Source organism: Rhizobacter sp. AJA081-3, from assembly GCF_017795745.1.
GTDB lineage: Bacteria > Pseudomonadota > Gammaproteobacteria > Burkholderiales > Burkholderiaceae_C > Piscinibacter.
This window is the reverse complement of sequence record NZ_CP059067.1, coordinates 5,310,056-5,331,008: the sequence shown is the minus strand read 5'-3', so window position 1 is coordinate 5,331,008 and position 20,953 is coordinate 5,310,056. Positions and strand designations below refer to the sequence as shown.

At 71.5% G+C, this 20,953-nt stretch carries 19 protein-coding genes; 5 read left to right on the top strand and 14 right to left on the bottom strand.

Annotated features, from left to right (window positions below; all coding sequences use genetic code 11):
• A complete protein-coding gene (locus HZ992_RS25245; protein WP_209384583.1) occupies window positions 1–225 on the bottom strand; it encodes a hypothetical protein in 225 nt (74 codons plus the stop codon).
• A 60-nt stretch (window positions 226–285) separates the two neighbouring features.
• Here HZ992_RS25245 and HZ992_RS25240 point away from each other — a divergent pair, with 60 nt between their 5' ends.
• From HZ992_RS25240 to HZ992_RS25230, 3 genes are all read left to right on the top strand, one after another.
• A complete protein-coding gene (locus tag HZ992_RS25240; RefSeq protein WP_209384582.1) occupies window positions 286–1,152 on the top strand; it encodes an AraC family transcriptional regulator in 867 nt (288 codons plus the stop codon).
• Window positions 1,153–1,160: 8 nt separating this feature from the next.
• Window positions 1,161–2,141: a DMT family transporter gene (locus tag HZ992_RS25235; protein WP_209387301.1), complete on the top strand. Its 981-nt coding sequence runs from the start codon at window positions 1,161–1,163 to the stop codon at window positions 2,139–2,141.
• Window positions 2,142–2,219: 78 nt separating this feature from the next.
• A complete protein-coding gene (locus HZ992_RS25230; protein WP_209384581.1) occupies window positions 2,220–3,071 on the top strand; it encodes a DUF3014 domain-containing protein in 852 nt (283 codons plus the stop codon).
• A gap of 574 nt (window positions 3,072–3,645) precedes the next feature.
• Here the strand turns inward: HZ992_RS25230 and HZ992_RS25225 are convergent.
• The 6 genes from HZ992_RS25225 to HZ992_RS25200 form a co-directional block, all read right to left on the bottom strand.
• Complete coding sequence (locus HZ992_RS25225; protein ID WP_209384580.1) at window positions 3,646–4,230, bottom strand: thioredoxin fold domain-containing protein; 585 nt, start codon at window positions 4,228–4,230, stop codon at window positions 3,646–3,648.
• 2 nt (window positions 4,231–4,232) lie between these two features.
• Window positions 4,233–6,896: a winged helix-turn-helix domain-containing protein gene (locus HZ992_RS25220; protein WP_209384579.1), complete on the bottom strand. Its 2,664-nt coding sequence runs from the start codon at window positions 6,894–6,896 to the stop codon at window positions 4,233–4,235.
• 31 nt (window positions 6,897–6,927) lie between these two features.
• The gene (locus HZ992_RS25215) at window positions 6,928–7,434 is read right to left on the bottom strand and encodes a TPM domain-containing protein (RefSeq protein WP_209384578.1); all 507 of its coding nucleotides are present in this window, start codon (window positions 7,432–7,434) and stop codon (window positions 6,928–6,930) included.
• Window positions 7,434–8,333, bottom strand: coding sequence for a TPM domain-containing protein (locus tag HZ992_RS25210; protein ID WP_209384577.1), 900 nt, complete (start codon window positions 8,331–8,333; stop codon window positions 7,434–7,436). The genes HZ992_RS25215 and HZ992_RS25210 overlap by 1 nt, the downstream gene beginning before the upstream one ends.
• A 4-nt stretch (window positions 8,334–8,337) precedes the next feature.
• On the bottom strand, window positions 8,338–8,958 hold the full coding sequence (locus tag HZ992_RS25205) for a LemA family protein (RefSeq protein WP_209384576.1): 621 nt from the start codon (window positions 8,956–8,958) through the stop codon (window positions 8,338–8,340).
• Window positions 8,959–9,032: 74 nt separating this feature from the next.
• Complete coding sequence (locus tag HZ992_RS25200) at window positions 9,033–10,325, bottom strand: O-acetylhomoserine aminocarboxypropyltransferase/cysteine synthase family protein (RefSeq protein ID WP_209384575.1); 1,293 nt, start codon at window positions 10,323–10,325, stop codon at window positions 9,033–9,035.
• Between the two features lie 66 nt (window positions 10,326–10,391).
• Between HZ992_RS25200 and HZ992_RS25195 the strand changes: the two genes are divergently transcribed.
• Both HZ992_RS25195 and HZ992_RS25190 read left to right on the top strand, forming a co-directional pair.
• Entirely contained in the window at window positions 10,392–11,177 is a 786-nt protein-coding gene (locus HZ992_RS25195) for a hypothetical protein (RefSeq protein ID WP_209384574.1), read from the top strand.
• Window positions 11,178–11,215: 38 nt separating this feature from the next.
• On the top strand, window positions 11,216–13,219 hold the full coding sequence (locus tag HZ992_RS25190; RefSeq protein WP_209384573.1) for an alpha/beta hydrolase family protein: 2,004 nt from the start codon (window positions 11,216–11,218) through the stop codon (window positions 13,217–13,219).
• A 6-nt stretch (window positions 13,220–13,225) separates the two neighbouring features.
• Here HZ992_RS25190 and HZ992_RS25185 read toward each other — a convergent pair whose 3' ends face one another.
• The 7 genes from HZ992_RS25185 to HZ992_RS25155 all read right to left on the bottom strand — a co-directional run bounded on the left by HZ992_RS25185 (window position 13,226) and on the right by HZ992_RS25155 (window position 20,950).
• Window positions 13,226–14,500 carry a biosynthetic peptidoglycan transglycosylase gene (locus tag HZ992_RS25185; RefSeq protein ID WP_209384572.1) on the bottom strand — a complete coding sequence of 425 codons (1,275 nt, stop codon included), beginning with the start codon at window positions 14,498–14,500 and terminating at the stop codon, window positions 13,226–13,228.
• On the bottom strand, window positions 14,497–15,024 hold the full coding sequence (locus tag HZ992_RS25180; protein WP_209384571.1) for a hypothetical protein: 528 nt from the start codon (window positions 15,022–15,024) through the stop codon (window positions 14,497–14,499). The genes HZ992_RS25185 and HZ992_RS25180 overlap by 4 nt, the downstream gene beginning before the upstream one ends.
• On the bottom strand, window positions 15,008–15,877 hold the full coding sequence (gene xrtQ, locus HZ992_RS25175; protein ID WP_245213304.1) for an exosortase Q: 870 nt from the start codon (window positions 15,875–15,877) through the stop codon (window positions 15,008–15,010). Before xrtQ ends, HZ992_RS25180 begins: the two co-directional genes overlap by 17 nt.
• Before the next feature lie 12 nt (window positions 15,878–15,889).
• Window positions 15,890–17,962 (bottom strand): VIT and vWA domain-containing protein, encoded by a 2,073-nt coding sequence (locus HZ992_RS25170; protein WP_245213303.1) that lies wholly within the window; start codon window positions 17,960–17,962, stop codon window positions 15,890–15,892.
• Between the two features lie 134 nt (window positions 17,963–18,096).
• Window positions 18,097–18,975: an amidohydrolase family protein gene (locus HZ992_RS25165; protein WP_209384570.1), complete on the bottom strand. Its 879-nt coding sequence runs from the start codon at window positions 18,973–18,975 to the stop codon at window positions 18,097–18,099.
• Window positions 18,976–19,109: 134 nt separating this feature from the next.
• Window positions 19,110–19,547, bottom strand: a complete 438-nt coding sequence (locus tag HZ992_RS25160) for a hypothetical protein (protein WP_209384569.1) — start codon at window positions 19,545–19,547, stop codon at window positions 19,110–19,112.
• 38 nt (window positions 19,548–19,585) lie between these two features.
• Window positions 19,586–20,950: a UDP-glucose dehydrogenase family protein gene (locus HZ992_RS25155; RefSeq protein WP_209384568.1), complete on the bottom strand. Its 1,365-nt coding sequence runs from the start codon at window positions 20,948–20,950 to the stop codon at window positions 19,586–19,588.
• Window positions 20,951–20,953 lie beyond the last annotated feature (3 nt).

The window sequence follows — 20,953 nt, the reverse complement described above, 5'->3', positions numbered from 1 at the left end:
TCAGCGCTGGCTGCGTGCCTTGCGCCCATCCACCTCGGCGAGTTGCTGCTTGAGCAGCAGGTAGAGCACGCGCGCGTTCTCCACGCTGAGGCTGAGCACGCTGCTCTCGTCGCCCTCGCCGCGCGGCGGCGCCGGCTGCACCAGCGCATCGACCCGTGCCCGCACCAGGCCGTGGCTGTTGGACATGGCCTTGATGCGCTGCACTTCGACGTTGTATGTCTTCATGGCGCAAGCGTAGCGCAAGCACGCGTGCGCTCACAATGCGGCTCGTCAGCCCCACGCCGCATGCAAGCCGTCCCCGACACCTTCGAGCACGCGCTCGACGCCGCCGAGTTCAAGCGCCCCGCCCACCGCCCTGGCGTGGAGCTGTACCGCGCGCACATCGTGCGGCATGCCTTCGAGCCGCACACGCACGAGGCCTTCGGCCTGGGCGCGATCGAGTCCGGCGTGGAGCGCTTCCGCTACCGCGGCGAGGAGCACCTGGCGCCGGCCGACACGCTTGTGCTGATGAATCCCGACGAGCTGCACACCGGCCGCGCCGAGACGAGCGCCGGCTGGCGCTACCGCATGGTCTACATCGACGCGCAGGTGCTGGAGCAGCTCACCGGCGAGCGCAGCTGGTGGTTCGCCGACGCGGTGGGCCGCGACACGCTGCGCGCGCGGCGCGTGAGCCTGCTGCTGCGCCAGCTCTGGTTTGCGCGCGAGCCGCTGGCCTTCGATGGCCTGCTGCTCGAACTCGTCCACGAGCTGCGGCCGGTGGCGCGCATCGCGCAGCCGGCGCGTGACGAAGGTCTTTCGCGCTTCGCGCCGGTGGTCGAGCACCTTCGCGAGCATCTTGCCGAGCGGGTCACGCTCGACGAACTGGCGGCGCTGGCGGGGTTGAGCCCCTTCCACTTCCAGCGCCAGTTCAAGCGCGCCCACCATGCCACGCCGCAGCAGCTGCTGATGGCCCTGCGCCTGTTCGAGGCCAAACGCCTGCTGGCGGCCGGCGAGGCGCCGGCGCAGGTGGCCGCCGCCGTGGGCCTGGCCGACCAGGCGCACCTGACGCATGCCTTCGCGCGGCGCTACGGCGTCACGCCGGCGCGCTACCAGCAGCAACTCGGTACAAGACCGCCGCGCGAGGCCCAGGCGACACTGCCGGCCTCATGTTGACCGCACCCCTGTTCACCGGAACCCTTTTCGCCCTGGCCGCCGGCCTGATGTGGGGCCTGGTCTTCGTCGGCCCGCTGCTGCTGCCGGAGTACCCGGCCACGCTGCAGTCCTTCGGCCGCTACCTCGCCTTCGGCCTCATCGCGCTGCCGCTGGGCTGGCTCGACCGCGCCACGCTGCGCCAGCTCACGCGGGCCGACTGGCGCGAGGCGCTGCGCCTGGCGCTGGTGGGCAACGTCGTCTACTACCTGTTCCTGGCCAGCGCGATCCAGCGCGCCGGCGGCCCGCTGCCGACGATGATCATTGGCACGCTGCCCGTCGTCATTGCCATCACCGCCAACCTGCGCGGCCACCGCCACGGCACACGGCGCGAGCAGCCGCTGCGCTGGTCGCGGCTGGCGCCCTCGCTCGGGCTGATAGCGCTGGGCATCGGGCTGGTCAACCAGGTCGAGATCGATCGGCTGCGCGCCGAGCCCGGCGCCGACCTGGGCCGCTACGTGATCGGCGCGGCGCTGGCCGTGGGCGCGGTGGCCTGCTGGACCTGGTACCCGATCCGCAATGCCGAATGGCTGCGCGCCCACCCCGACCGCAGCCCGCGCGGCTGGGCCACGGCGCAGGGCCTGGCGACGCTGCCGCTGGCGCTGATCGGCTATGCGCTCACCTGGGGCTGGTTTGCCGCGTCGGGCTCACCCTTCGCCATGCCCTTCGGCCCGCGTGCGGCCGACTTCGTGGCGCTGATGTTCGCCATCGGGCTGCTCGCCTCATGGCTGGGCACGCTGTGCTGGAACGAGGCCAGCCAGCGCCTGCCGCCCACGCTGGCCGGGCAGCTGATCGTCTTCGAGACGCTGTCGGCGCTGGCCTATGCCTTCATCCTGCGCGGCCAGGCACCACAGCCGCAGACGCTGGCCGGCGTGGCCCTGCTGGTGGCCGGCGTGGCCTGGGCGGTGCGCTCCCGTCCGGAACCGGAAGCGGCCGAGGCGCACCCGAATTGACTTGATACACCTGCGTGCGAACGCGGGGCTACCCTTCGGGTCCGACCCGGTTGGGGAGGGTCGATCTCCGGAGACGCCATGAAGACACGCACCATCGTGCTCGTCACCGGGTTGCTCGTCGCGCTTCTTGGCGCCGGCGGCACCCTGTGGTGGATGTACAGAGCCCAACCCCAGCCGCCCGCGCCGGTGGCCGAAGCACCGGCCGCCGCGCCGGAAACCGCGTCCGCCCCCGCCCCCGCCGCGGCGGCCGATGCCGCCGAGCGCCACCCGATCGAGGCCCCCGTGGCCACGGCCTCCGCACCGGCATCGCTGCCGCCGCTGGACGAGGCCGATGGCGTGGTGCAGGCGGCGCTGGCCGAACTGCTGACGCGGCAGGGCGTGATGGCCTTCCTGAACGCCGACGGCTTCGTGCGCCGCGCGGTGGTGACGGTGGACAACCTGGCGCGGCCGCATGCCGCGTCGCGGCTGTGGCCGGTGCAGCCCACGCCGGGCAAGCTTCAGCTGCTGCTGGCCGGTGACGCCGAACTGATCGCCGCGGACAACGCCCGCCGCTACGAACCCTTCGTGGGTTTCGTGGTGTCGGTGGAACCCGCCCGTGCCGCGGCGCTGTACCGCAGGCTCTACCCGTTGTTCCGCCAGGCCTATGCCGAGCTGGGCTATCCGAAGGGCCAGTTCAACGACCGGCTGGTCGAGGTGATCGACCACCTGCTCGCCGCGCCGGAGCCGAAGCAGCCGCCGGCGCTGAAACTGGTGGACGTGAAGGGCGAGGTGCCGTCGACGCGGCCCTGGGTGCGCTACGAGTACACCGACCCAGCGCTCGAGTCGCTGTCGGCCGGGCAGAAGATCATGGTGCGCATCGGCAGCACGCACGAGCGGCGGCTGAAGGCCTGGCTGTCGGGGTTCCGCAAGGCGATCGCGGCGCCGCGCTGAGCGCGGCCAGCGTGCTTCAGGCACTCACACCCAACTGCGTCCATCGCATCAGGAAGCCAAGCAAGTGGGCGGCTGTTCGCGGCCCGTTGCGGTCTTCGTGGGTCTGCTTTCGTGCGACGGGCATGGTCGCAGGTCGACGGCGGTACCCGCGTTCTCCGGCCCACGCTCGCGGGCGACCACCGTGGCACACCACCCTCACCGCGTCAACACTGTGTACGGCCTGCCAACGCCTGGGCGACCGCGAATGGGGCCTGCGCCCGCGGGCACGGCCGCCGCCCTGCCGGCATGCACGGTGGCCTGCCGTCGCGAAGTCCTCGGTGGTCTTGGGGCAGGTGGTTCGGGTGTGCGATCGCAGGCCCCATTCGCGGTCGCCCAGGCGGTGGCAGTCCGAAGCTGGTCTTCAGGAGGTATGCGAGGCAAGTCTCGGTGGTCGCCCGCGAGCGTGGGCCGGAGAGCGCATACCCGGACCGCCTGACCGCGCGCCCAATGAAGCTGTCACTCGTGAATGTCGCTCAAGGGCCGCAAACAGTCCCAACGATCAAGTCCGCTCGTTGAGCATCGAAAAGAAAACGTGTCAGATCCCGGCCAGCGCGGCCAGCCGCGCCGTGTCCAGTGAGCCGGCATGCATGCCGTGCTGGCCGGTCTGAGCGTTGCGGTAGACGATCAGCGGCACGCTGTCGGCATCGAGCTGGCGGAACAGCTCGGTGTTGGCCTTCACCTTGGCCACCACCTCGTCGGGCAGCGACGAGGCCACGCTGATGCCGCCGCCGCGCTGCAGCACGCTGGCCTCGTTCTCGGTCATCGCCTTGGCCGGGTCGGGCGCCGCCAGGATGGTGGCACCCTGCGGCAGCGACGAAGGGCGCAGCAGCCCGATTGGCATCCACACCATCTTCAGCTTGCCCAGCAGCGGCTGCGAGGCGTTCCACAGCTCGGCGCAGTGCGGGCAGGTGGTGTCGAAGAACACGTAGACGGTGTTGGCCGCCATCATCGCGCCCGTCGTAAAGCCGCTGCCCTTGCTGGCGATGGCATAGGCCTCGATGCCGCTGGGCTTGCGCGCGGGGGCGGCGGCGGCCGGCGCGGCCTCGTCGTTCTTCGAGCAGGCGGCCAGCGGCGCGAGCACCAGCGTGGCGAGGCCGAGGGCGAGGGGGCGGCGTTGCATGGTCAGTCTCCGGAGAGGGGTCGGGGGTTCGCGTGCAGCCAGGCCGCGGCCTGGCCGCGCGATTCGAGCGCGAGCTTGTCGAGGATGTTGGCGACGTGGCGCTTCACGGTGTGCGGGCTGATGTCGAGCACACGGGCGATCAGCTTGTTGCTGTCGCCCGCGGCGATGCGCTCCAGCACCTCGCGCTCGCGGCTGCTGAGCAGCTCCGGCGCCACCGGCTCGAGAGCCGGCGCGGCGGTGCCGCGCAGCGCACTCGATTGTGCCGCCAGCGCGGCCAGCGCCTGCCGCTGTGCCGCGCTCAGGGCGGCGCCCGCGTCGTGCGCCGCCAGCGCCGCCAGCACCACCGGGCCGGCCATCAATGCGTGCCCGGCCGAGTGCGTGTCGAGCACGCGCTGCAGCGCCTGCGCCAGCGGCGCAGCGGCTTCGCGCGATCGGCCGGCGCGCAGCAGCGCGTGCGCCGCGCGCAGTTGCAGCTCGATGCCCTGGCCGAGCAGGTCCAGCCGCGCGGCCTGCGGCAGCAGCGCCGCGAAGGCCTCGGCGGCCTCGGCCCAGCGTCCCTCCGCGGCCAGGGCGCGTGCCTCCAGCGGCCCGCGGCCGGCACCTTCGTGCGCCGGGTGCCAGGCCTGCCAGTGGCGCAGCGAGGTCGCATCGGCGCCGAGCAGGTCGAGCACGCGCACGGCAATGCGCGACACATGCCCGCGCCAGAAACGCAATCGGCTCGCCGAGGCGTGCTCGGCCTCCTGGTCGAACAGTTCTGCCAGGCGGCGGCGTACGGAGTCGCCATCGCCGTGTAGCGCGTCGAGGAAGGTGCGAACGATGTTCAGGCCCACGGCGATCTCGGCCGCGCGCGACAGCCAGCGCGCGTCGGATTCGGCCTCGCGCGTGCAGTCCACGGCCTCGTCGATGCGGCCGGCCCACAGCAGCGAGGCCGCCTGCAGCGCGTGCAGCGTGGCGCGCATCGGCAGCTCGCGCTCGCCGACACGGCGCAGCGCCTCGCGGCCGTAGCGCTCGAGCAGCGGCGCCATGCCGGGCAGGCCGGCCCACGAGGTCGGCGGCGAACACTCCCACCAGTTCAGCAGCGAGCCGTGCCGCTCCAGCCGCGCCAGCACCTGCTCGAACTGTCCGCACAGAGCCGCGAAGTCGCCGCGGTCGTGCAGCAGCGTGCACTCGGCATCGAGCATCAGCAGTTCGGCCTCGGGCGGCATCGGCTGGCCCGACAGCTCGGCCAGCAGCGCCTGTGCGGGCTCGACCTGGTCGTTGGCGTTCCAGGCCGCCAGCAGCAGCGCCTGCGACAGGCGCAGTTCGTCGGCATCGCCGGCGCGCTGCGCCGCCGCGACCGCCGCTTCCATCAGCGTGGCCATCTCGCTCCAGTGCCAGCGCATGCAGGCGGCGATCGCATCGCAGCGCAGCAGGCGCGACGAGGCGTCGCGCCACGACGGGGGGAACTGCGCAATCAGGCGCCGCACGTCGGCCGACAGGCCCTTGAGCAACAGATCGTCGGCGCACTCGACCAACGTGGCTTCGGCGCCAGCCCAGTCGCCGGCGCGCAGCAGCAGGCCGACGCGTCGCTGCGCATCGCGCTCCACCTCGGCGGCGCGGCGCAGCAGCAGCGGCAACTCGTCCGGGAAGCGGCGGTGCAGACGGTCTTCCAGCGCGTCGCGGAACAGGTCGTGCAGCACCAGCGTGCGCTCGTCGGCATCCAGCGCGGTGACGAACAGGCCGCGCCGCTCGATCTCGTCGAGCCGCTGCGCGGCGCGGGCGTCGCCGGTGACACCTGCCGCAGCGGCCGCCGTCAGCACCGGCAGTACGCTGCTGCGCACCAGGAAGTCGTGCAGCGCGATCGGCATCTCGTCGAGCACCTCGCTGGCGAGGTAGTCGAACAGGCTGCGGTCGACCGCCGTGTGGCGGCCACCCTGCAGCGCCGCGCCCGGCGCGCGGCCGCGCAGCGCCGCCAGGCACAGCCGCAGGCCGGCCGGCCAGCCCTGCGTGCGCTCCACCAGCTCGGGCAGGCGCGCCGCCAGCTCGCCGGCCTGGTCGGCCTGCACGAGCGCGCGGGCCTCGTCGGCGCTGAATCGAAGCTGCTCCTGCGTGAACTCGGCCAGCTCGCCGGCGGCGCGCCAGCGCGCCAGCGCCAGCCGCGGCGCGACGCGGGTGGAGATCACCACCGTCCACTGCGCGGGCAGTCGCTCGATCAGTTCATCGAGAAAGGCGTTCACCGCCGGCGACTGCACACGGTGCAGGTCGTCGAGCACGATCACGCCGTGCGGCACGCCGGCGGCAGCCAGTGCGTTGACCAGCTCGGCGACCGGGCCGCGCAGGCTGGCGCCGTCTTCGCCCTGTTCGCCCAGTTGCGCGGCCAGCGCCGCAGGAGCGCTGCGCCACGGCAGGTCCAGCGGCTCGAGCGAGGCCGCCAGCCCGGCGAACAGGCGCGCCGCGTCGTCGTCATCGTCGAAGGAGAACCAGGCCAGCGCCGTGCCGGCGCCCAGCGCCTCGATCTGCGCGGCCAGCGCCGAAGTCTTGCCGAAACCGGCCGGCGCCATCAGCAGCACCAGGCGGCGCGAGCGCAGCGCCTGGCCGAGCGCCGCATCGAGTGCGGGCCGTTCGATGCGCGCGCTGCGCGCCCGCGGCGGCTGGATCTTGGTGGTGGCGAAGCCCGTGGCGTTCATCGCCGCGGTATTGTGCAGTCGCAGGAGCCGTTCAGCGCAGATGCGGCGCGTCAGGCAGCTCGTTCGGATTGGCCTGGCCCGGGGCGAGCGGGAAGTGACGCGCGAGCAGGCCGTCCACCGCGTCGATGGCGTCGTTCAGCCCGGCCTCGAATTCGCCCTTGCGGAAGGCAGCGCGCATGCGCGCCATCACTTCTTGCCACTGTGACGGGCTCACATGCCGGTTCAGGCCGCGGTCGGCGACGATCTCGATGCAGTGCTCGGCCAGCAGCAGGTAGATGAGCACGCCGTTGTTGTGCTCGGTGTCCCACACGCGCAGCTTGCCGAACATCATCACCGCGCGTTCGCGCGCCGAAGCGCCGCGCCACAGGTAGCTCATCGGCAGGCCGGCTTCGGCGCAGACGCGAATCTCGCCGCTGTGGCGCTTCTCGCTGGCCGACACACGCGACTGGATGCGCGCGAGCGCCGCATCGTCGAGCGCGTGGGCGAGGTCGCGATCGTCGGTCCAGCGGTGCCTGAAGATGCGCTGCAGCTTGTTCATCACCAGTCTCCCGACGCGCCGCCGCCACCGAAGTCGCCGCCGCCACCGGAGCTGAAGCCGCCGCCGTCGCCTCCCCCGCCGGAGCCCCAGCCGCCGCCTCCGCCGCCGAAGATCACCGGCCCGCCGCTCGAGCGCCCGCGCCGCGAGGCCCCCGAGCCCATGATGGCGACGAGGATCAGCGCCACGATGCCGGCACCGGCCGCGATGGCGATGCTGGCGCTGAGCCACCAGCCCATGCCGCCGGCCGCCGCGCCTGTGGCCAGCGAGCCGAGCTTGCGGCCGAAGATGCCGGTGAGCACCGCACCGATCACCGGCACGGCGACGAACAGGAAGATCGCCAGGTCCTGCAGGTTGAAACCCTGGCCCGAGGGCGTCGGTTTCGCGCCGGGCGCGGCAGGCTCGGGCAGTCCCTCGCCGCCGATGCGCGCGTCGAGCCGATCGATCGCTGCGTTCAGGCCGCCGGCGTAGTCGTTCTTGCGGAAGGCCGGCGTGATGGTGTCAGTGATGATCTGCCGCGCCGCCAGGTCGGGCACCGCACCTTCCAGCGCCTTGGCGACCTCGAAGCGCACGCGGCGGTCGTCCTTGGCCACCACGATCAGCAGGCCGTCGCCGACCGCGAGGCGGCCGATCTTCCAGCTGTCGGCCACTCGCTGCGCGTAGGCGGCGATGTCTTCCGGCTGCGTGGTGGCCACCATCAGCACGACCAGCTGCGAGCCGCGTTTCGTCTCGACGGCGGCGAGCTTGTCGCTGAGCGCCTGCGACTGCGCGGCGCTGAGCGTGCCGGTCTGGTCGATCACGCGGCCCGACAGCGGCGGCACCGGCAGCAGGCCCTGCGCCTGCGCCAGCCCCACCGCCCACAGCAGGGCGGCGGCGAGCCAGGGGCCCCAGCGGCGCGTCACGGCATCACTTCGATGCGGGCTTGTCGAAGCTCACGGCCGGCGGTTGCGAGATCTGTGCCTCGTTCTGCACGGTGAAATTGGGCTTGACCGGGTAGCTGAACAGCATCGCGGTCAGGTTGGTCGGGAAGCTGCGCGCGAGCACGTTGTAGTCCTGCACCGCCTTCACATAGCGGCCGCGCGCCACGGTGATGCGGTTCTCGGTGCCCTCGAGCTGCACGCGCAGGTCCTGGAAGCCCTGGTTGGCCTTCAGGTTGGGGTAGTTCTCGGTGACCACCAGCAGGCGCGACAGCGCGCTCGACAGCTCGCCCTGCGCGGCCTGGAACTTGTTGAACGCCTCGGGGTTGTTGACCAGCTCCGGCGTGGCCTGGATCGAGGTGGCCTTGGCGCGCGCCTCGACCACCTTGGTCAGCGTCTCCTGCTCGAAGTTGGCCTCGCCCTTGACGGTGGCGACGATGTTCGGGATCAGGTCGGCGCGGCGTTGGTACTGGTTCAGCACCTCGGCCCAGGCCGACTTGGTCTGCTCGTCCAGACGCTGGAAATCGTTGTAGCCGCAGCCGGTCAGGGCCAGGGCGGTGCCCAACGCGGCGATGGCACCCAGCAGGCGGCGGGCGATGGAGAAAGTCATGGCGGGTCTCCGTGATGAGGCGCGGCGATGGTACTCCGCGAGTCCGGATATGGGACTGACCCGCTGGATTTCAATCACGCCTTCGCCAGGGCAGCGTCCAGGTCCGCCCTCAGGTCGTCGATGTGCTCGATGCCCACGCACAGGCGCACCGTCTCCTCGCTGACGCCGGAAGCGGCGAGTTCTGCGGGCGACAGCTGGCGGTGCGTGGTCGAGGCCGGGTGCGTGGCCAGCGACTTGCAGTCGCCGATGTTGACCAGCCGAGTGAACAGCTGCAGCCCATCGAGGAAGCGCTCGCCGCCGGCGCGGCCGCTCTTCACGCCGAAGGTCAGCAGGCCCGACGCACGCCCGCCCATCATCGACCTCACCAGGCCATGGTCCGGGTGGTCTTCCAGGCCGGCGTAGTTGACCCACGACACCTTCGGGTGCTTCTTCAGGTACTGCGCGACGGCCAGCGTGTTGTCGCAGATGCGATCCATGCGCAGCGCCAGCGTCTCGATGCCCTGCAGGATCTGCCAGGCGTTGAACGGCGAGATCGCCGCGCCCATGTTGCGCAGCGGCACGACACGGGCGCGGCCGATGTAGGCCGCCGGGCCGAGCGCCTCGGTGTAGACCACGCCGTGGTAGCTGACGTCGGGCTCGTTCAGGCGCTTGAAGCGCGCCTTGTGCTGTGCCCAGGGGAACTTGCCCGAGTCGACGATCGCGCCGCCGATGCTCGTGCCGTGGCCGCCCAGGTACTTGGTCAGCGAGTGCACGACGATGTCGGCGCCGTGCTCGAAGGGCCGGCACAGGTAGGGGCTGGGCACCGTGTTGTCGACGATCAGCGGCACGCCGTGCTTGTGCGCGATGGCGGCGATGGCCGCGATGTCGGTGATGTTGCCCTGCGGGTTGCCCAGCGACTCGACGTAGACCGCCTTGGTGCGCGCATCGATCAGCGGCTCGAAGCTCGCCGGGTTGCGGTAGTCGGCGAAGCGCACGCTGATGCCGTACTGCGGCAGCGTGTGCGCGAACAGGTTGTAGGTGCCGCCGTACAGCGCGCTGCTCGAGACGATGTTGTCGCCGGCCTCGCTGATGGTCTGGATCGCGTAGGTCACCGCCGCCTGGCCCGAGGCCAGCGCCAGCGCCGCGATGCCGCCCTCGAGCGCGGCCACGCGCTCCTCGAGCACGGCCTGCGTCGGGTTCATGATGCGCGTGTAGATGTTGCCCGCGACCTTCAGGTCGAACAGGTCGGCGCCGTGCTGCGCACTGTCGAACGCGTAGGCCACCGTCTGGTACAGCGGCACGGCCACGGCGTGCGTGGTCGGCTCGGGCGAATAGCCCGCGTGCACGGACTTGGTCTCGAAGCGCCATTGGCTGGTGTCGCGGCTCATCTCGGTCTCCTCGGGGTCGTTCGTGGAAGGCGGAGTCTAGTCGCGCCCCACCCTCAGAATCCGCATATGAATCTGCTCCCCCATGCCTTGCGCGGCGGCCAGCCGACCGCAACCCCGGCTGCTGTGCGGCCCGGCGTGCTCGTCGCTGGCGGTGGCGGCGCGCTGGGCGCCGCGGTGCTCGAAGCGCTGCTCGCTTCGCGTGCCTTCGCGCCGGTGCGGGTGCTGGTCATGCGCGACTTCCACGCCACGGTGCAGGGCATGGAAACGGTGGACGCCGACACGCTGGGACAGTCCGCCGACGCGCGCGTGCCGCTGGGCGTGGTGGTGTTCGACCGACCTCGCCACGCCAACGGCCGCGACGCCGCCTTCGCGCAGCCGCAGCCGGCCGAGTTGCTGCCGCTGGCGCAGCGCCTGCTGGCCGCCGGTGTACGCCACCTGCTGGTGGTGCTGCCGCATGCCAGTTCCTCGCTGCCCGAAGCCCTGAAGGCCGGCCTGGCGACATTGGACGAACAGGCCGTGGCCTCGCTCGGCTTCACGCACGTGGCTCTGGTGCGCTCGGCCCAGCGCCCGGCCGACAGCGAGTCGCGCGGCCTGCAGCGCCTGGCCGATCTGGTGCTCGCACAGTTGCGGCTGATGGTGCCGCAGCGCGAGCAGCCGGTGCGCGCCGCGCAGGTCGCGGCGCTGGTGAGTTCGCTGGCCCGGCAGCTGGTCGACAGCCCGCCGGGCACGCGCGTGATGGCGCCCGAGTGGGTGTGGCAGGCGGCGCAGGGCGGCGACGTCGATGCGCTGGTGCGGGCCTGGCTGGGCGGGCAGGCGCTGCCGCCCGGGTCGGCACCGCGGCAGCGCATGTAGGATGGCGCGAACGGCCCGCGGGCTGCAGGGAGATCTCGATGCGAAGGACTCGTGCGCTGCAATCGGCGCTGTGGGTGATGGCTGTGTTGTCGGGGCTGTTCGCCAGTGCGGCACACGCGGCGGGCGAACCACTGCTGCCGGTGGAGACCTTCTTCCGGGAGGCCGACATCGACGATGTCGAGCTGTCGCCGTCGGGCCGGCGCCTGGCCGTGACGACGACGTCGGGCTCGCCGCGGCTGGCCCTCACGGTGGTCGACCTTGAGAGCGGCAAGGCCGCGTCGGTGGCGAAATTCGAGGATGCTGATGTCGGCGAGTTCAACTGGGTCAACGACGACCGCCTCGTCTTCAGTCTGCAGGATCGGCGCACCGCGATCGGAGAGCGGCGCTTCTACAGTGGCCTGTTCGGGGTGATGCACGACGGCAGCGACTGGCGGATGCTCATCGACCTGCGCCATGACTTCCTCGTCCCTCGGCGCGGCGGACGCGAACCGCTGAATGCTCAGCACCAGTTGCTTGGCGTGCCTTCGACTGGCGGCAACGACGTGGTGGTCGGCCTGTGGAAGTTCGATGGCGCAGGTGATGCAGTTGAGGTCCTGCCGATGAGCCTGGATGTCAGCACGCAGCGCATCCGCTCCTTGCCGATCGGCAATATTGAACGCGTCAAGACCTGGATGTTCGACCGCAAGGGCGAGCCGCGCTTGGCCATCGCGTCGTACCAGGGCCGTACGCAGTACCACTGGCGTGGCCCTGGCGAATCGGCCTGGAAGCAGATCGGCGACTTCCCCTCGCTACAGCTGCCGTTCGTGCCGCGCTACGTCGACACCGACGGCCAGCTCTTCGTCACCACCAATTCCGGCCCGGCAGGCGAGCGCGAGCTGCGCCGCTTCGATTTCGCGGCCGGCAAGCCCGCGACCGACGTGCTGGTGCGAACGCCCGGCTTCGATTTCTCGGGCAGGCTCGTCACCGACCCGGACAGCGGCCGCGCCCTCGGCGTTCGCGTCATCACCGATGCCGAGATCACGGCCTGGTTCGATCCCGGCCTGAAGAAGCTGCAGGCTGCTGTCGACGTCCGGTTCCCGGGTCGGGCGAACCGCATCGAATGCCGCCGTTGCGGCAAGGACGACATGGTCGTGACCGTACGGTCCTGGTCTGATCAAGACCCGGGCTCGTTCTGGGTCCACTATCCGGCCGGCAACAAGTGGGTCGGCGTGGGCCCGGTGCGCAAGGACATCGACGCGCGCCGCATGGCCACCCTGGACATGCACCGCATCAAGGCCCGAGATGGGCGCGACTTGCCGGTATGGGTGACGCTGCCGCCTGGCGGCGTCAAGGCGGGCCCACGGCCAACGGTGGTGCTGGTCCACGGTGGTCCCTGGCTCCGGGGGGTATCGTGGCGCTGGCACGATACGGCGCAGTTCCTCGCCTCTCGCGGCTACGCGGTGATCGAACCCGAGTTCCGCGGCAGTACCGGCTTCGGCGTCGAGCACCATCGGGCCGGCTGGAAGCAGTGGGGCCGCACCATGCAGGACGACGTAGCCGACGCGACGAAGTGGGCCGTCTCGAAAGGCTTCGCCGATGGCGGCAGGGTCTGCCTCGCCGGCGCGAGCTACGGCGGATATGCCACGCTGATGGGGCTGGTGCGCCACGGCGAGCTGTACCGCTGTGGTCTGGCCTGGGTGGCCGTGACGGATCCACGCCTGCTCTTCGGCCTCGAATGGATCAACGACATCTCGGAAGAGGCGCGACGCTTCTCGATGCCCGCCCTTATCGGCGATCCGGTCACCGATGCGGCCATGCTGGCCGAAGTAGCGCCGGTGGAGCTGGCCGCAAAGATCAAGGCACCGCTGCTGCTCGCCTTCGGTGGCGCCGATCGGCGCGTGCCGCTGGAGCACGGCCGCCGCCTGCGCGAGGCGATGCAGGCGGCCGGCAGCGAGCCCGAATGGATCGTCTACGACGCCGAGGGCCACGGCTGGATCAAGCCCGAGAACCGCTACGACTTTGCTCGGCGCATGGAAACCTTCCTCGCCAAGCACCTGAAGTGAAGCTGCTCAGCGCGGCACCTGCCGCCCGATCGGCGGCCGCCAGCTGACCAGCGCGTCGAGCTCGGCCTCGCGGCGCTCGCGCGGCAGCCGCTTGATGCCCTTGAGCACCCAGGCGGCGCGTTCGCGGGCGGGCTCCTCCTCCAGCGCCCAGCGGCGCAGCTGCAGGTCGGGGTTGATGAGCAGGCTGGCCAGCCAGGCTGCCTCGCGCGGCTTGAGCTGATTGGCCGGCTTGCCCAGATGGTGGCGCGCGGCGGCCTCGGCGCCGCAGATGCCATCGCCCCAGGGCAGCACGGCGAGATACAGCTGCAGGATGCGCCCCTTGCCCAGCGTGCGCTCCATCTCCACCGCATACAGCCACTCGCGCAGCTTGCGCATCGCATCGCGCTCGTCGCCGGTGTAGACCAGCTTGGCGAGCTGCTGCGTGATCGTGCTGGCGCCCTGCAGCGCCTCGGGTTCGTTCTGGTTGCGCTTCCACACCGCGACCCAGGCGTCGAGTTCGTAGCCGGGATGCTCGAAGAAGCGCTGGTCCTCCGCGGCGATCACCGCGTTCTGGATCCAGCCCTCGACGCGGCCGCCGGCGGGCTGCGGCCGGCAACTCGCGCCGGGGTCGGCATCGGCCAGCGTCTCGGTGCCCAGGCCGTCGACCGACACGTCGGCCAGGCGTGGCACGAGGCGCTGGAACTGCAGCCCCTGCTCGCCCAGCGTAGCGTCGGCGACGAACGCGAAGCGGCCTTCGACACGCGCCCGCTTCATCTCCGGCAGCGCATCGCCGAACAGCGCGAGCAGCGGCTGCAGCGGCGTGGGCGCCAGCTCGACATGCAGCTTCAGGCCCTCGGCCTTGAGCTCGGCACGCCAGGGCAGCGACACCGCCTCGGTGCCCGCACCCAGGCGCAGCATGCCGTCGTAGCGGTCGGCGCCCCGCACATGCAGCGTGAGGCGCGCCTGGTCGACAACCACCGGCTGGGGGCCCAGTGCGTCGAGCTGCACGCGGCACGGCGCGCAGCGTGCGTCCAGCGTGCTCTCGCCCTGTGCCTGCAGCAGCCAGGTCCCTGCCGACGTCGTCAGCCGATGACCGTGTAGGCGCGGCAGCAGCAGCGGGTGCGTGCCCCAGCGCAACAGCGTGGGCACGCTGGCTTCGCGCTGCCAGCGCCACAGGCTGACGGTGGTGCGCCACTCACCGGCCTGCGGCGTGAGTGCGCGCAGCGCCACGGCGGCCAGCGTGCCCGCCACGAGCAGCGCGGCGAGCGCCACGCCAGACAAGAACGTCAGGATCTTCTTCACAACGCCTCCACCACGGTGATGGCCTGCCAGGGCCCGGCCGACTGGCCGAGCGCGGCGGCCCAGAACCACGACGACGGGTCGATGAACGACGCACCGTCTTGCGCCTCGATGCGCTCGCACACGCGCAAGCGCTGGCCGTCGCGGCCCTCCGCCTCGAAGCAGCGCCACAGCCGCTGCTGCGCATCGCGCTCCAGGCCGGCGCGCTCGATGGCGTAGCCCAGGCCACGAAAACAATCGGCCGCCGGATGCAGCATGCGCGTGGGCTGCTCGACGCGGCGCAGCACGATCACACGCTCGCCGTCGCTGAAGCGCGCGATGGCGCCAGGGAATCGCGCCGCAAAACGCTGCTCCACCTCGCTCATCGCCAGCGGGCGCAGCGTGCGGCCGCCCCATTGAGCCGGCCACTCGACGTGGCGCGCCGTGCCGTCCGCGTGCGATGCGGCCGGCGCGAGCAGAGGCAGTGCCGCGGCCAACGCGAGCAGCAGCACCATCAGCGCCGGCCAGTGCCTAGGCCAGGTCGTCATGGCGCGCTCCCTTCATCGTCACGGCCACCGCCGTACAGACCACCGCCAGCACCGCCAGGCCGATGGCCTGATGGATGTCCGCGTCGAGCCCCTGCGGCCGCGACTCCAGCGCCACCAGCAGGCTGTTGCGCAGCACGTTGCCCACCAGCACCAGCGCGCCGATGGCCGGCAGGCGCTTGAGGAAGTCGCCATCGCGCAATGCCGTCAGCGCAGCCACCGCGCAGGCGCAGAAATACGCCATCCACACCATCTGCACGCCCGAGCAGGGCGCGTCGACGATGACCAGTTGCCCGCGCACCAGCATCGAGGTGCCGGTGCGCTCCGCGGCGATGCCGGCGAACTGCAGGATCCAGGCGCTGAACTGCGCCGTCAGCACGCGCAGCGGGTAGCCGCCGTAGTACTGCAGCGACGAGATCAGCGGCAGCGCCAGCACCACCAACCCGGCCAGCGGCGCACGCGGCGCGCGCGCCGGCAGCCAGGCCATCAGCGCGGCGGCCAGTGCCAGCGCGCCGACCAGCGCGCACAGCAAGGGCGGCGCGGCCAGCAGCGCCGCATTGGCGGTCAGCGTGAGCAGCGCGCTCGCCGCCAGCCAGCCGGTGTGCGGCGCGATGCGCAGCGTGTGCGAGCGCGCCACCAGCAGCATGAGCAACAGCGCGAGCGCGGACAGGCCGAGCGGCTCGTCCGAGCCGTCCTGCACGCGCCGCGCCATCCAGGCGCCATGCGGCCACAGCGCCACGGCCTGCAAGCCCAGCCAGGCCAGCGGCGACAGGTACGAGGGCCGGCAGGCCAGCACCGGCGCGGTGCCGATGAACGTGGCCCGCGGGCGTTTCCACATCGAGGTGACGAGTTGCATGGCGCCCGCCGCTCACCACTTGCCGCGGCGCGACAGCGCCACGCCGACCAGGCCCAGCACCACCAGCAGCGACAACCAGGCCGCCGGCTCCGGCGTGCTCGGCACCGCGGCACCGACCTCGCCGACGGCCAGGTTGCTCACGCCCTGCGGCAGCGGCAGCGGCTGGTTCACCGGCACGGCCACCTCGCTGGTGCGCACGATCTGGTCGATGGCGATGAAGCTGGTGTACTGCGTGAGCAGGCTGTAGTGCAGGCCGAGCGCGGTGATGGCATCGCGCTGGCCGCTGCCGCCTTCGAGCGCCTCCTGGTCCGACAGTTGCTGGATGCGGCTGCGTGCCCACAGGTGGCGCAGCGCCGAGGCGTCGGCATCGGGGGCGCGCACCGGCACCACGTCGGTGTGCGTGCCGGTGGCGGCCTGGCCTTCGAGCACCAGCTGGCCGCGCGGCTCGCCGCGCCACTTGCCGAACAGCAGCACCGGGCGGCCGCCGAGCACGTCGGGCAGCGCGTTCAGCGTGGCGGGTTCGACGTCGTAGACCTCCAGCCCGTCGAAGCGCGCCCTCAGCTGCGTGAGCACCGGCGCGTCGATCATCTTACGCAGGCGCTCGGCCTGCGCGGCGGCCATCTCGGGTTTGGTGACGACAAAGGGCTCGCCCTGGCCAGCGCGCGCGATGCCTTCGATCAGGTGGCGGTTCACCGAAGTGCCGATGCCGAAGGCGAACACGTTGCTGTTGCCCAGGTTCCTGCGCACCAGCTGGAAGACCTCGTTCTCCACCGTCACGTAGCCGTCGGTGACGACGATCACGCTGCGCGAAACGTCACCCGCCTTGGGCAGCGCGGCGATGCGTTTGAGCGCCGGCACGATCTCGGTGCTGCCGCCGCCGCGCTGCTGGTCGATGGTGGCGATGGCGCGCTCGATGTTGGCGCGCGTGGCCGCCACCGGTGCCGGGTTGAGCATCTGGCTGCTGCCGGAGAACAGCATCACGTTGAAGGTGTCGGTCGGGCGCAGGTGGCCGATCAGGTTGCGCAGCAACACCTTGGCGGTGTTCAGCGGGTAACCGTGCATCGAGCCCGAGATATCGACCACGAACACGTACTCGCGCGGGTTGATCTGCGCTGGCGCGATGGCCCGCGGCGGCTCGACGACGGCGAGGAAGAAGTTCTCGCCACCGCCGTCCGGGCCCTCGCCCTTGAACAATGTCAGGCCGGTGGCCGTGCGCTCGCCGGCCAGGCGGTAGTGCAGGATGAAGTCGCGGTTGTGGGGCGTGGTGTCGTTGACCGTCACCTCGGCCTGCGGCGTGCCTTCGCCGGCCACCTCGATGCCGTGCGAAGGCGAGCGGACTTCACCCACCGGCAGCGGCGAGGCGAAGCGCACCGTCATCGCGAACGTGGAGCTCGGCGGTTCGCCTTCCTTCAGGTAAGGCGTGGCCGGGAAGCTGCTGCTGCCGCCGGCCGTCGAGGCCTTGTGATAACGCGGGCCGACGACGGTGGGGAAGACGAACTCGTAGCGCCCTTCGGTGGGCGCCATCAGCTCGGTGTAGCGCAGCTCGACCAGGATGTCGTCGCCCGGCAGGATGTTGGCCACGTTCATCTGGAACACGTTGGGCCGTTCCTGCTCGAGCAGCGCGCTGGTCTTGCCCTCGCGCTTGGCGCTCTCGTGCTGGATGCGCGCGCGCTGCTTCTCCTCGATCTTCGCGTTGAGCACGCGGCCACCCAGGCGCACCTGCATCGCGTGCACCGCGGCGCGGGTGGAGCCCGGGAACACGTAGCGCGCCTCGATCGGGCGCTGGCCTTCGTTCTTGTAGCGCTGGGTGATGGTCACGTCGGCGATCACGCCGGCGATGCGCGCGTCGACCTGCGTCGACTTCAGCGGCAGCCGGTCGATCGCCGGGTCGCCGCCGGGGAGCTGGAAGTACGGCCCCTCCGCGGGCGCTGCCTGCGAGTCGTCGGCGAAGGCCGGCGACCAGGCCACCGACATCGCGAAGGCCCAGACGGCGAACAGCACGCACACGACCACCCGGCCGGTGCGAGACAGCGGCGCCAGCGGATGGCGCAGCAAGGGGAACACGGGACCACGAACACGGCGCATTTCGGCTTCTCCTGAAGGCGTGCCGCACTCGATGGCGGCACGGACGTCAGGATGGAAGGCGCCTGCGAAGCCGGTTCGAAGCGAATCGGCCTTGTGTGAAGTCGGCGTGAAGTCGCCGGCCGGTCAGCGCCCGGTCACTGCACCGGCAGGCCATAGAAGCGCTGCGCGTTGCCCTGCCAGACGCGCGCCTGCTCGGCTGGCGGGAGCTCGCCGATCAGCGAGTCGCATACCTCGACCCAGCGGGCGTAGTCGGCCACCAGGGTGAGCACGGGCCAGTCGCTGCCCCACATCAGCCGCTCGGGGCCGAACCACTGCAGCAGCGCGTCCCATACCGGCCGCAGGGTGTCCACCCCTTCGGCCACCGAGCGGCTCGCGGCCGGCGGCGCCTCGCCGAGCAGGCCGGAGAGCTTGCAGCTCACCTGCGGCTGCGCCGCCAGGCTGGCCAGGTGGCGCCGCCAGCTGCCGGCCCAGTGCGCCTGCCAGCCCTGCACGAGCTGCGGCTTGGCGGCATGGTCGATCACCACCGGCAGCTGCGGATGGCGCTTCACGAAGCGCAGCAGCGGCTCCAGGTGCCAGGGCTTGACCAGCGCGTCGAAGCGCAGGCCCAGCCGCACCAAAGCCTGCACCACCTCGGCATGCGGCTCGCGGGCGATCCAGTCGTTGGCCGGCAGGTCCTGCAGCATCGGCCGCACGCCTTTGAACTTGCCGTTCTTCGCCCAGCGCTCGAGCGTGGCCACCGATTCGGGCCGGCTCAGGTCGACCCAGCCGACCACGCCGGCGATGAACTCGTTGGCATCGGCCAACTCGAGCAGGAAGTCGGTCTCGGCCTCGCTCGCAGCGGCCTGCACCAGCACGGTCTGCGTGATGCCCAGGGCCTTGAGTGTGCCGAGCAGGTTGGCGGGCAGGAAGTCGCGCATCAGCTTCGCCACGGCGGGATCGCCGGCGCGCAGCCAGCCGTAGTCGCCGCGAGAAATGCGCCAGAAGTGCTGGTGGCTGTCGATACGCGCCGTCATGGCCGCGCCCATTCAGGAGCGGCGCGAAGGCTTTTCGATCGGTGTGAGTTCATCGGGTGAGATCCTGTGAGTGGCGGGTCGAACCGCCACAGGGTCTCACAGATGTCGAAACCGGCGGCGCGAGGGCCGCAGCGTCAGCGCACCGTGTAGCCGCGGCCGGCCAGGCAGGCCAGCGTGGCGCGGTGGAACACGCTGGCGTCGGCCAGGGCGCCGGGCTGCGTGGTCGCCCAGCGGTGGCAGGCCTGCCGGTCGGCTTCCGTCTGCGCCGGGCTCTGCCCGCCGCTGGGGTAGACGATGGGCTCGGGCGGAGCCGGCGGCACGGCCGGCGCGGCGGGCGCCACGGGCGCGGGCTCGGTGTAGACCACCGGCGGCGCCTGCTGCACGACGACCGTGCTGCGGTTCAGGCCGTAGATCAGCGGCAGGCCGATGGCCAGGCCCAGCCCCCAGTGGCCCCAATGGCCCCAATGACCGCCCCCGTGGCCCCCTCCGTGGCCACCGCGTGACTGGGCGAGGCCGGCGCCCAGGCCGAGGCTCAGGGCGAATGCCGTGGCGAGGATGCGTGTGCGCTGCATGGCGATCTCCTTTTCGTGCGGTTGAGGGTCCGGTTCGCTCAGGCGGCCAGGGCGAACTGCGGTTCGGAAGCGTCGGCAGCGGCCCGGCGGCCGATCGGCGTGTAGTCGAAGCCGGCGTCGCGCACCAGCGCGGGGTCGAACAGGTTGCGCCCGTCGACGATGACGCGTTCGCGCATCAGCGTGGCCATGCGCGCGAAATCCGGCGAGCGGTAGGCCTTCCATTCGGTCACGATGACCAGCGCGTCGACACCTTCCAGCGCCTGCATCGGCGTGGGTGCAAATTCGAGCGCCGGCAGCTCGGCGAACACCTTGCGCGCCGCCGCCATCGCCTCCGGGTCGTGCGCGGTGATGCGCGCGCCGCGCCGTGCCAGCTCGGCCACGATGACGCGGCTGGGCGCCTCGCGCAGGTCGTCGGTGTCGGGCTTGAAGGCCAGCCCCCACAGCGCGAAGTGGCGGCCGCGCAAGTCTTCGCCGTAGCGCGCCACGATGCGGTCGACCAGCACGTGCTTCTGGCGCTCGTTGGCGCGCTCCACGGCGGCGAGCACATGCAGCGGCTCGCCCACGTTCGAGGCGCTGTGCACCAGCGCCTTCACGTCCTTCGGGAAGCAGGAGCCGCCGTAGCCGCAGCCGGCGTAGAGGAACTGCGTGCCGATGCGCGGGTCGCTGCCGATGCCGCGGCGCACCTGCTCGATGTCGGCGCCGAGCTTCTCGGCCAGCAGCGCCATCTCGTTCATGAAGCTGATGCGCGTGGCCAGCATCGCATTGGCGGCGTACTTGGTCAGCTCGGCGGAGCGCACGTCCATCAGGATCAGCTTGTCGCGCTGGCGCTGGAAGGGCGCGTACAGCGCCTGCATCAGGTGGCGTGCGCGCACGTCGTCGGCGCCGACGACGATGCGGTCGGGCCGCATGAAGTCCTCCACCGCCGCGCCTTCCTTGAGGAACTCGGGGTTGGAGACCACGCTGTACGGCACGTCGACGCCGCGCGCGGCCTGCGCCTGCGCGATCGCCTCGCGCACCGCGTCGGCGGTGCCCACCGGCACCGTGCTCTTGTCGATGACCAGCTTGTAGTCGGTCATGTGTTCGCCGATGGAGCGCGCCGCGGCCAGCACGTGCTGCATGTCGGCGGCACCGTCCTCGTCGGGCGGTGTGCCCACCGCGATGAACTGCATGGTGCCGAAGCGCACGCCCTCGCGCACGTCGGTGCCGAAGTGCAGCCGGCCCTGCTCGACGTTGCGCAGCACGATCTCGCGCAGCCCCGGCTCGAAGATCGGGATCTCGCCCTTTTCCAGCCGCGCGATCTTGTCGGCATCGACGTCGATGCACAGCACGTCGTTGCCCATCTCGGCGAAGCAGGCGCCGGTGACCAGCCCCACGTAGCCCGTACCCACCACGGTCAGTTTCATGTT

Coding starts and splice junctions, on each gene's coding strand:
- HZ992_RS25165 (WP_209384570.1), bottom strand. CDS start 18,975: ATGACGGCGCGTATCGACAGCCACCAGCACTTCTGGCGCATTTCTCGC.
- HZ992_RS25230 (WP_209384581.1), top strand. CDS start 2,220: ATGAAGACACGCACCATCGTGCTCGTCACCGGGTTGCTCGTCGCGCTT.
- HZ992_RS25155 (WP_209384568.1), bottom strand. CDS start 20,950: ATGAAACTGACCGTGGTGGGTACGGGCTACGTGGGGCTGGTCACCGGC.
- HZ992_RS25220 (WP_209384579.1), bottom strand. CDS start 6,896: ATGAACGCCACGGGCTTCGCCACCACCAAGATCCAGCCGCCGCGGGCG.
- HZ992_RS25245 (WP_209384583.1), bottom strand. CDS start 225: ATGAAGACATACAACGTCGAAGTGCAGCGCATCAAGGCCATGTCCAAC.
- xrtQ (WP_245213304.1), bottom strand. CDS start 15,877: ATGCAACTCGTCACCTCGATGTGGAAACGCCCGCGGGCCACGTTCATC.
- HZ992_RS25240 (WP_209384582.1), top strand. CDS start 286: ATGCAAGCCGTCCCCGACACCTTCGAGCACGCGCTCGACGCCGCCGAG.
- HZ992_RS25180 (WP_209384571.1), bottom strand. CDS start 15,024: ATGACGACCTGGCCTAGGCACTGGCCGGCGCTGATGGTGCTGCTGCTC.
- HZ992_RS25160 (WP_209384569.1), bottom strand. CDS start 19,547: ATGCAGCGCACACGCATCCTCGCCACGGCATTCGCCCTGAGCCTCGGC.
- HZ992_RS25215 (WP_209384578.1), bottom strand. CDS start 7,434: ATGAACAAGCTGCAGCGCATCTTCAGGCACCGCTGGACCGACGATCGC.
- HZ992_RS25205 (WP_209384576.1), bottom strand. CDS start 8,958: ATGACTTTCTCCATCGCCCGCCGCCTGCTGGGTGCCATCGCCGCGTTG.
- HZ992_RS25190 (WP_209384573.1), top strand. CDS start 11,216: ATGCGAAGGACTCGTGCGCTGCAATCGGCGCTGTGGGTGATGGCTGTG.
- HZ992_RS25195 (WP_209384574.1), top strand. CDS start 10,392: ATGAATCTGCTCCCCCATGCCTTGCGCGGCGGCCAGCCGACCGCAACC.
- HZ992_RS25200 (WP_209384575.1), bottom strand. CDS start 10,325: ATGAGCCGCGACACCAGCCAATGGCGCTTCGAGACCAAGTCCGTGCAC.
- HZ992_RS25170 (WP_245213303.1), bottom strand. CDS start 17,962: ATGCGCCGTGTTCGTGGTCCCGTGTTCCCCTTGCTGCGCCATCCGCTG.
- HZ992_RS25225 (WP_209384580.1), bottom strand. CDS start 4,230: ATGCAACGCCGCCCCCTCGCCCTCGGCCTCGCCACGCTGGTGCTCGCG.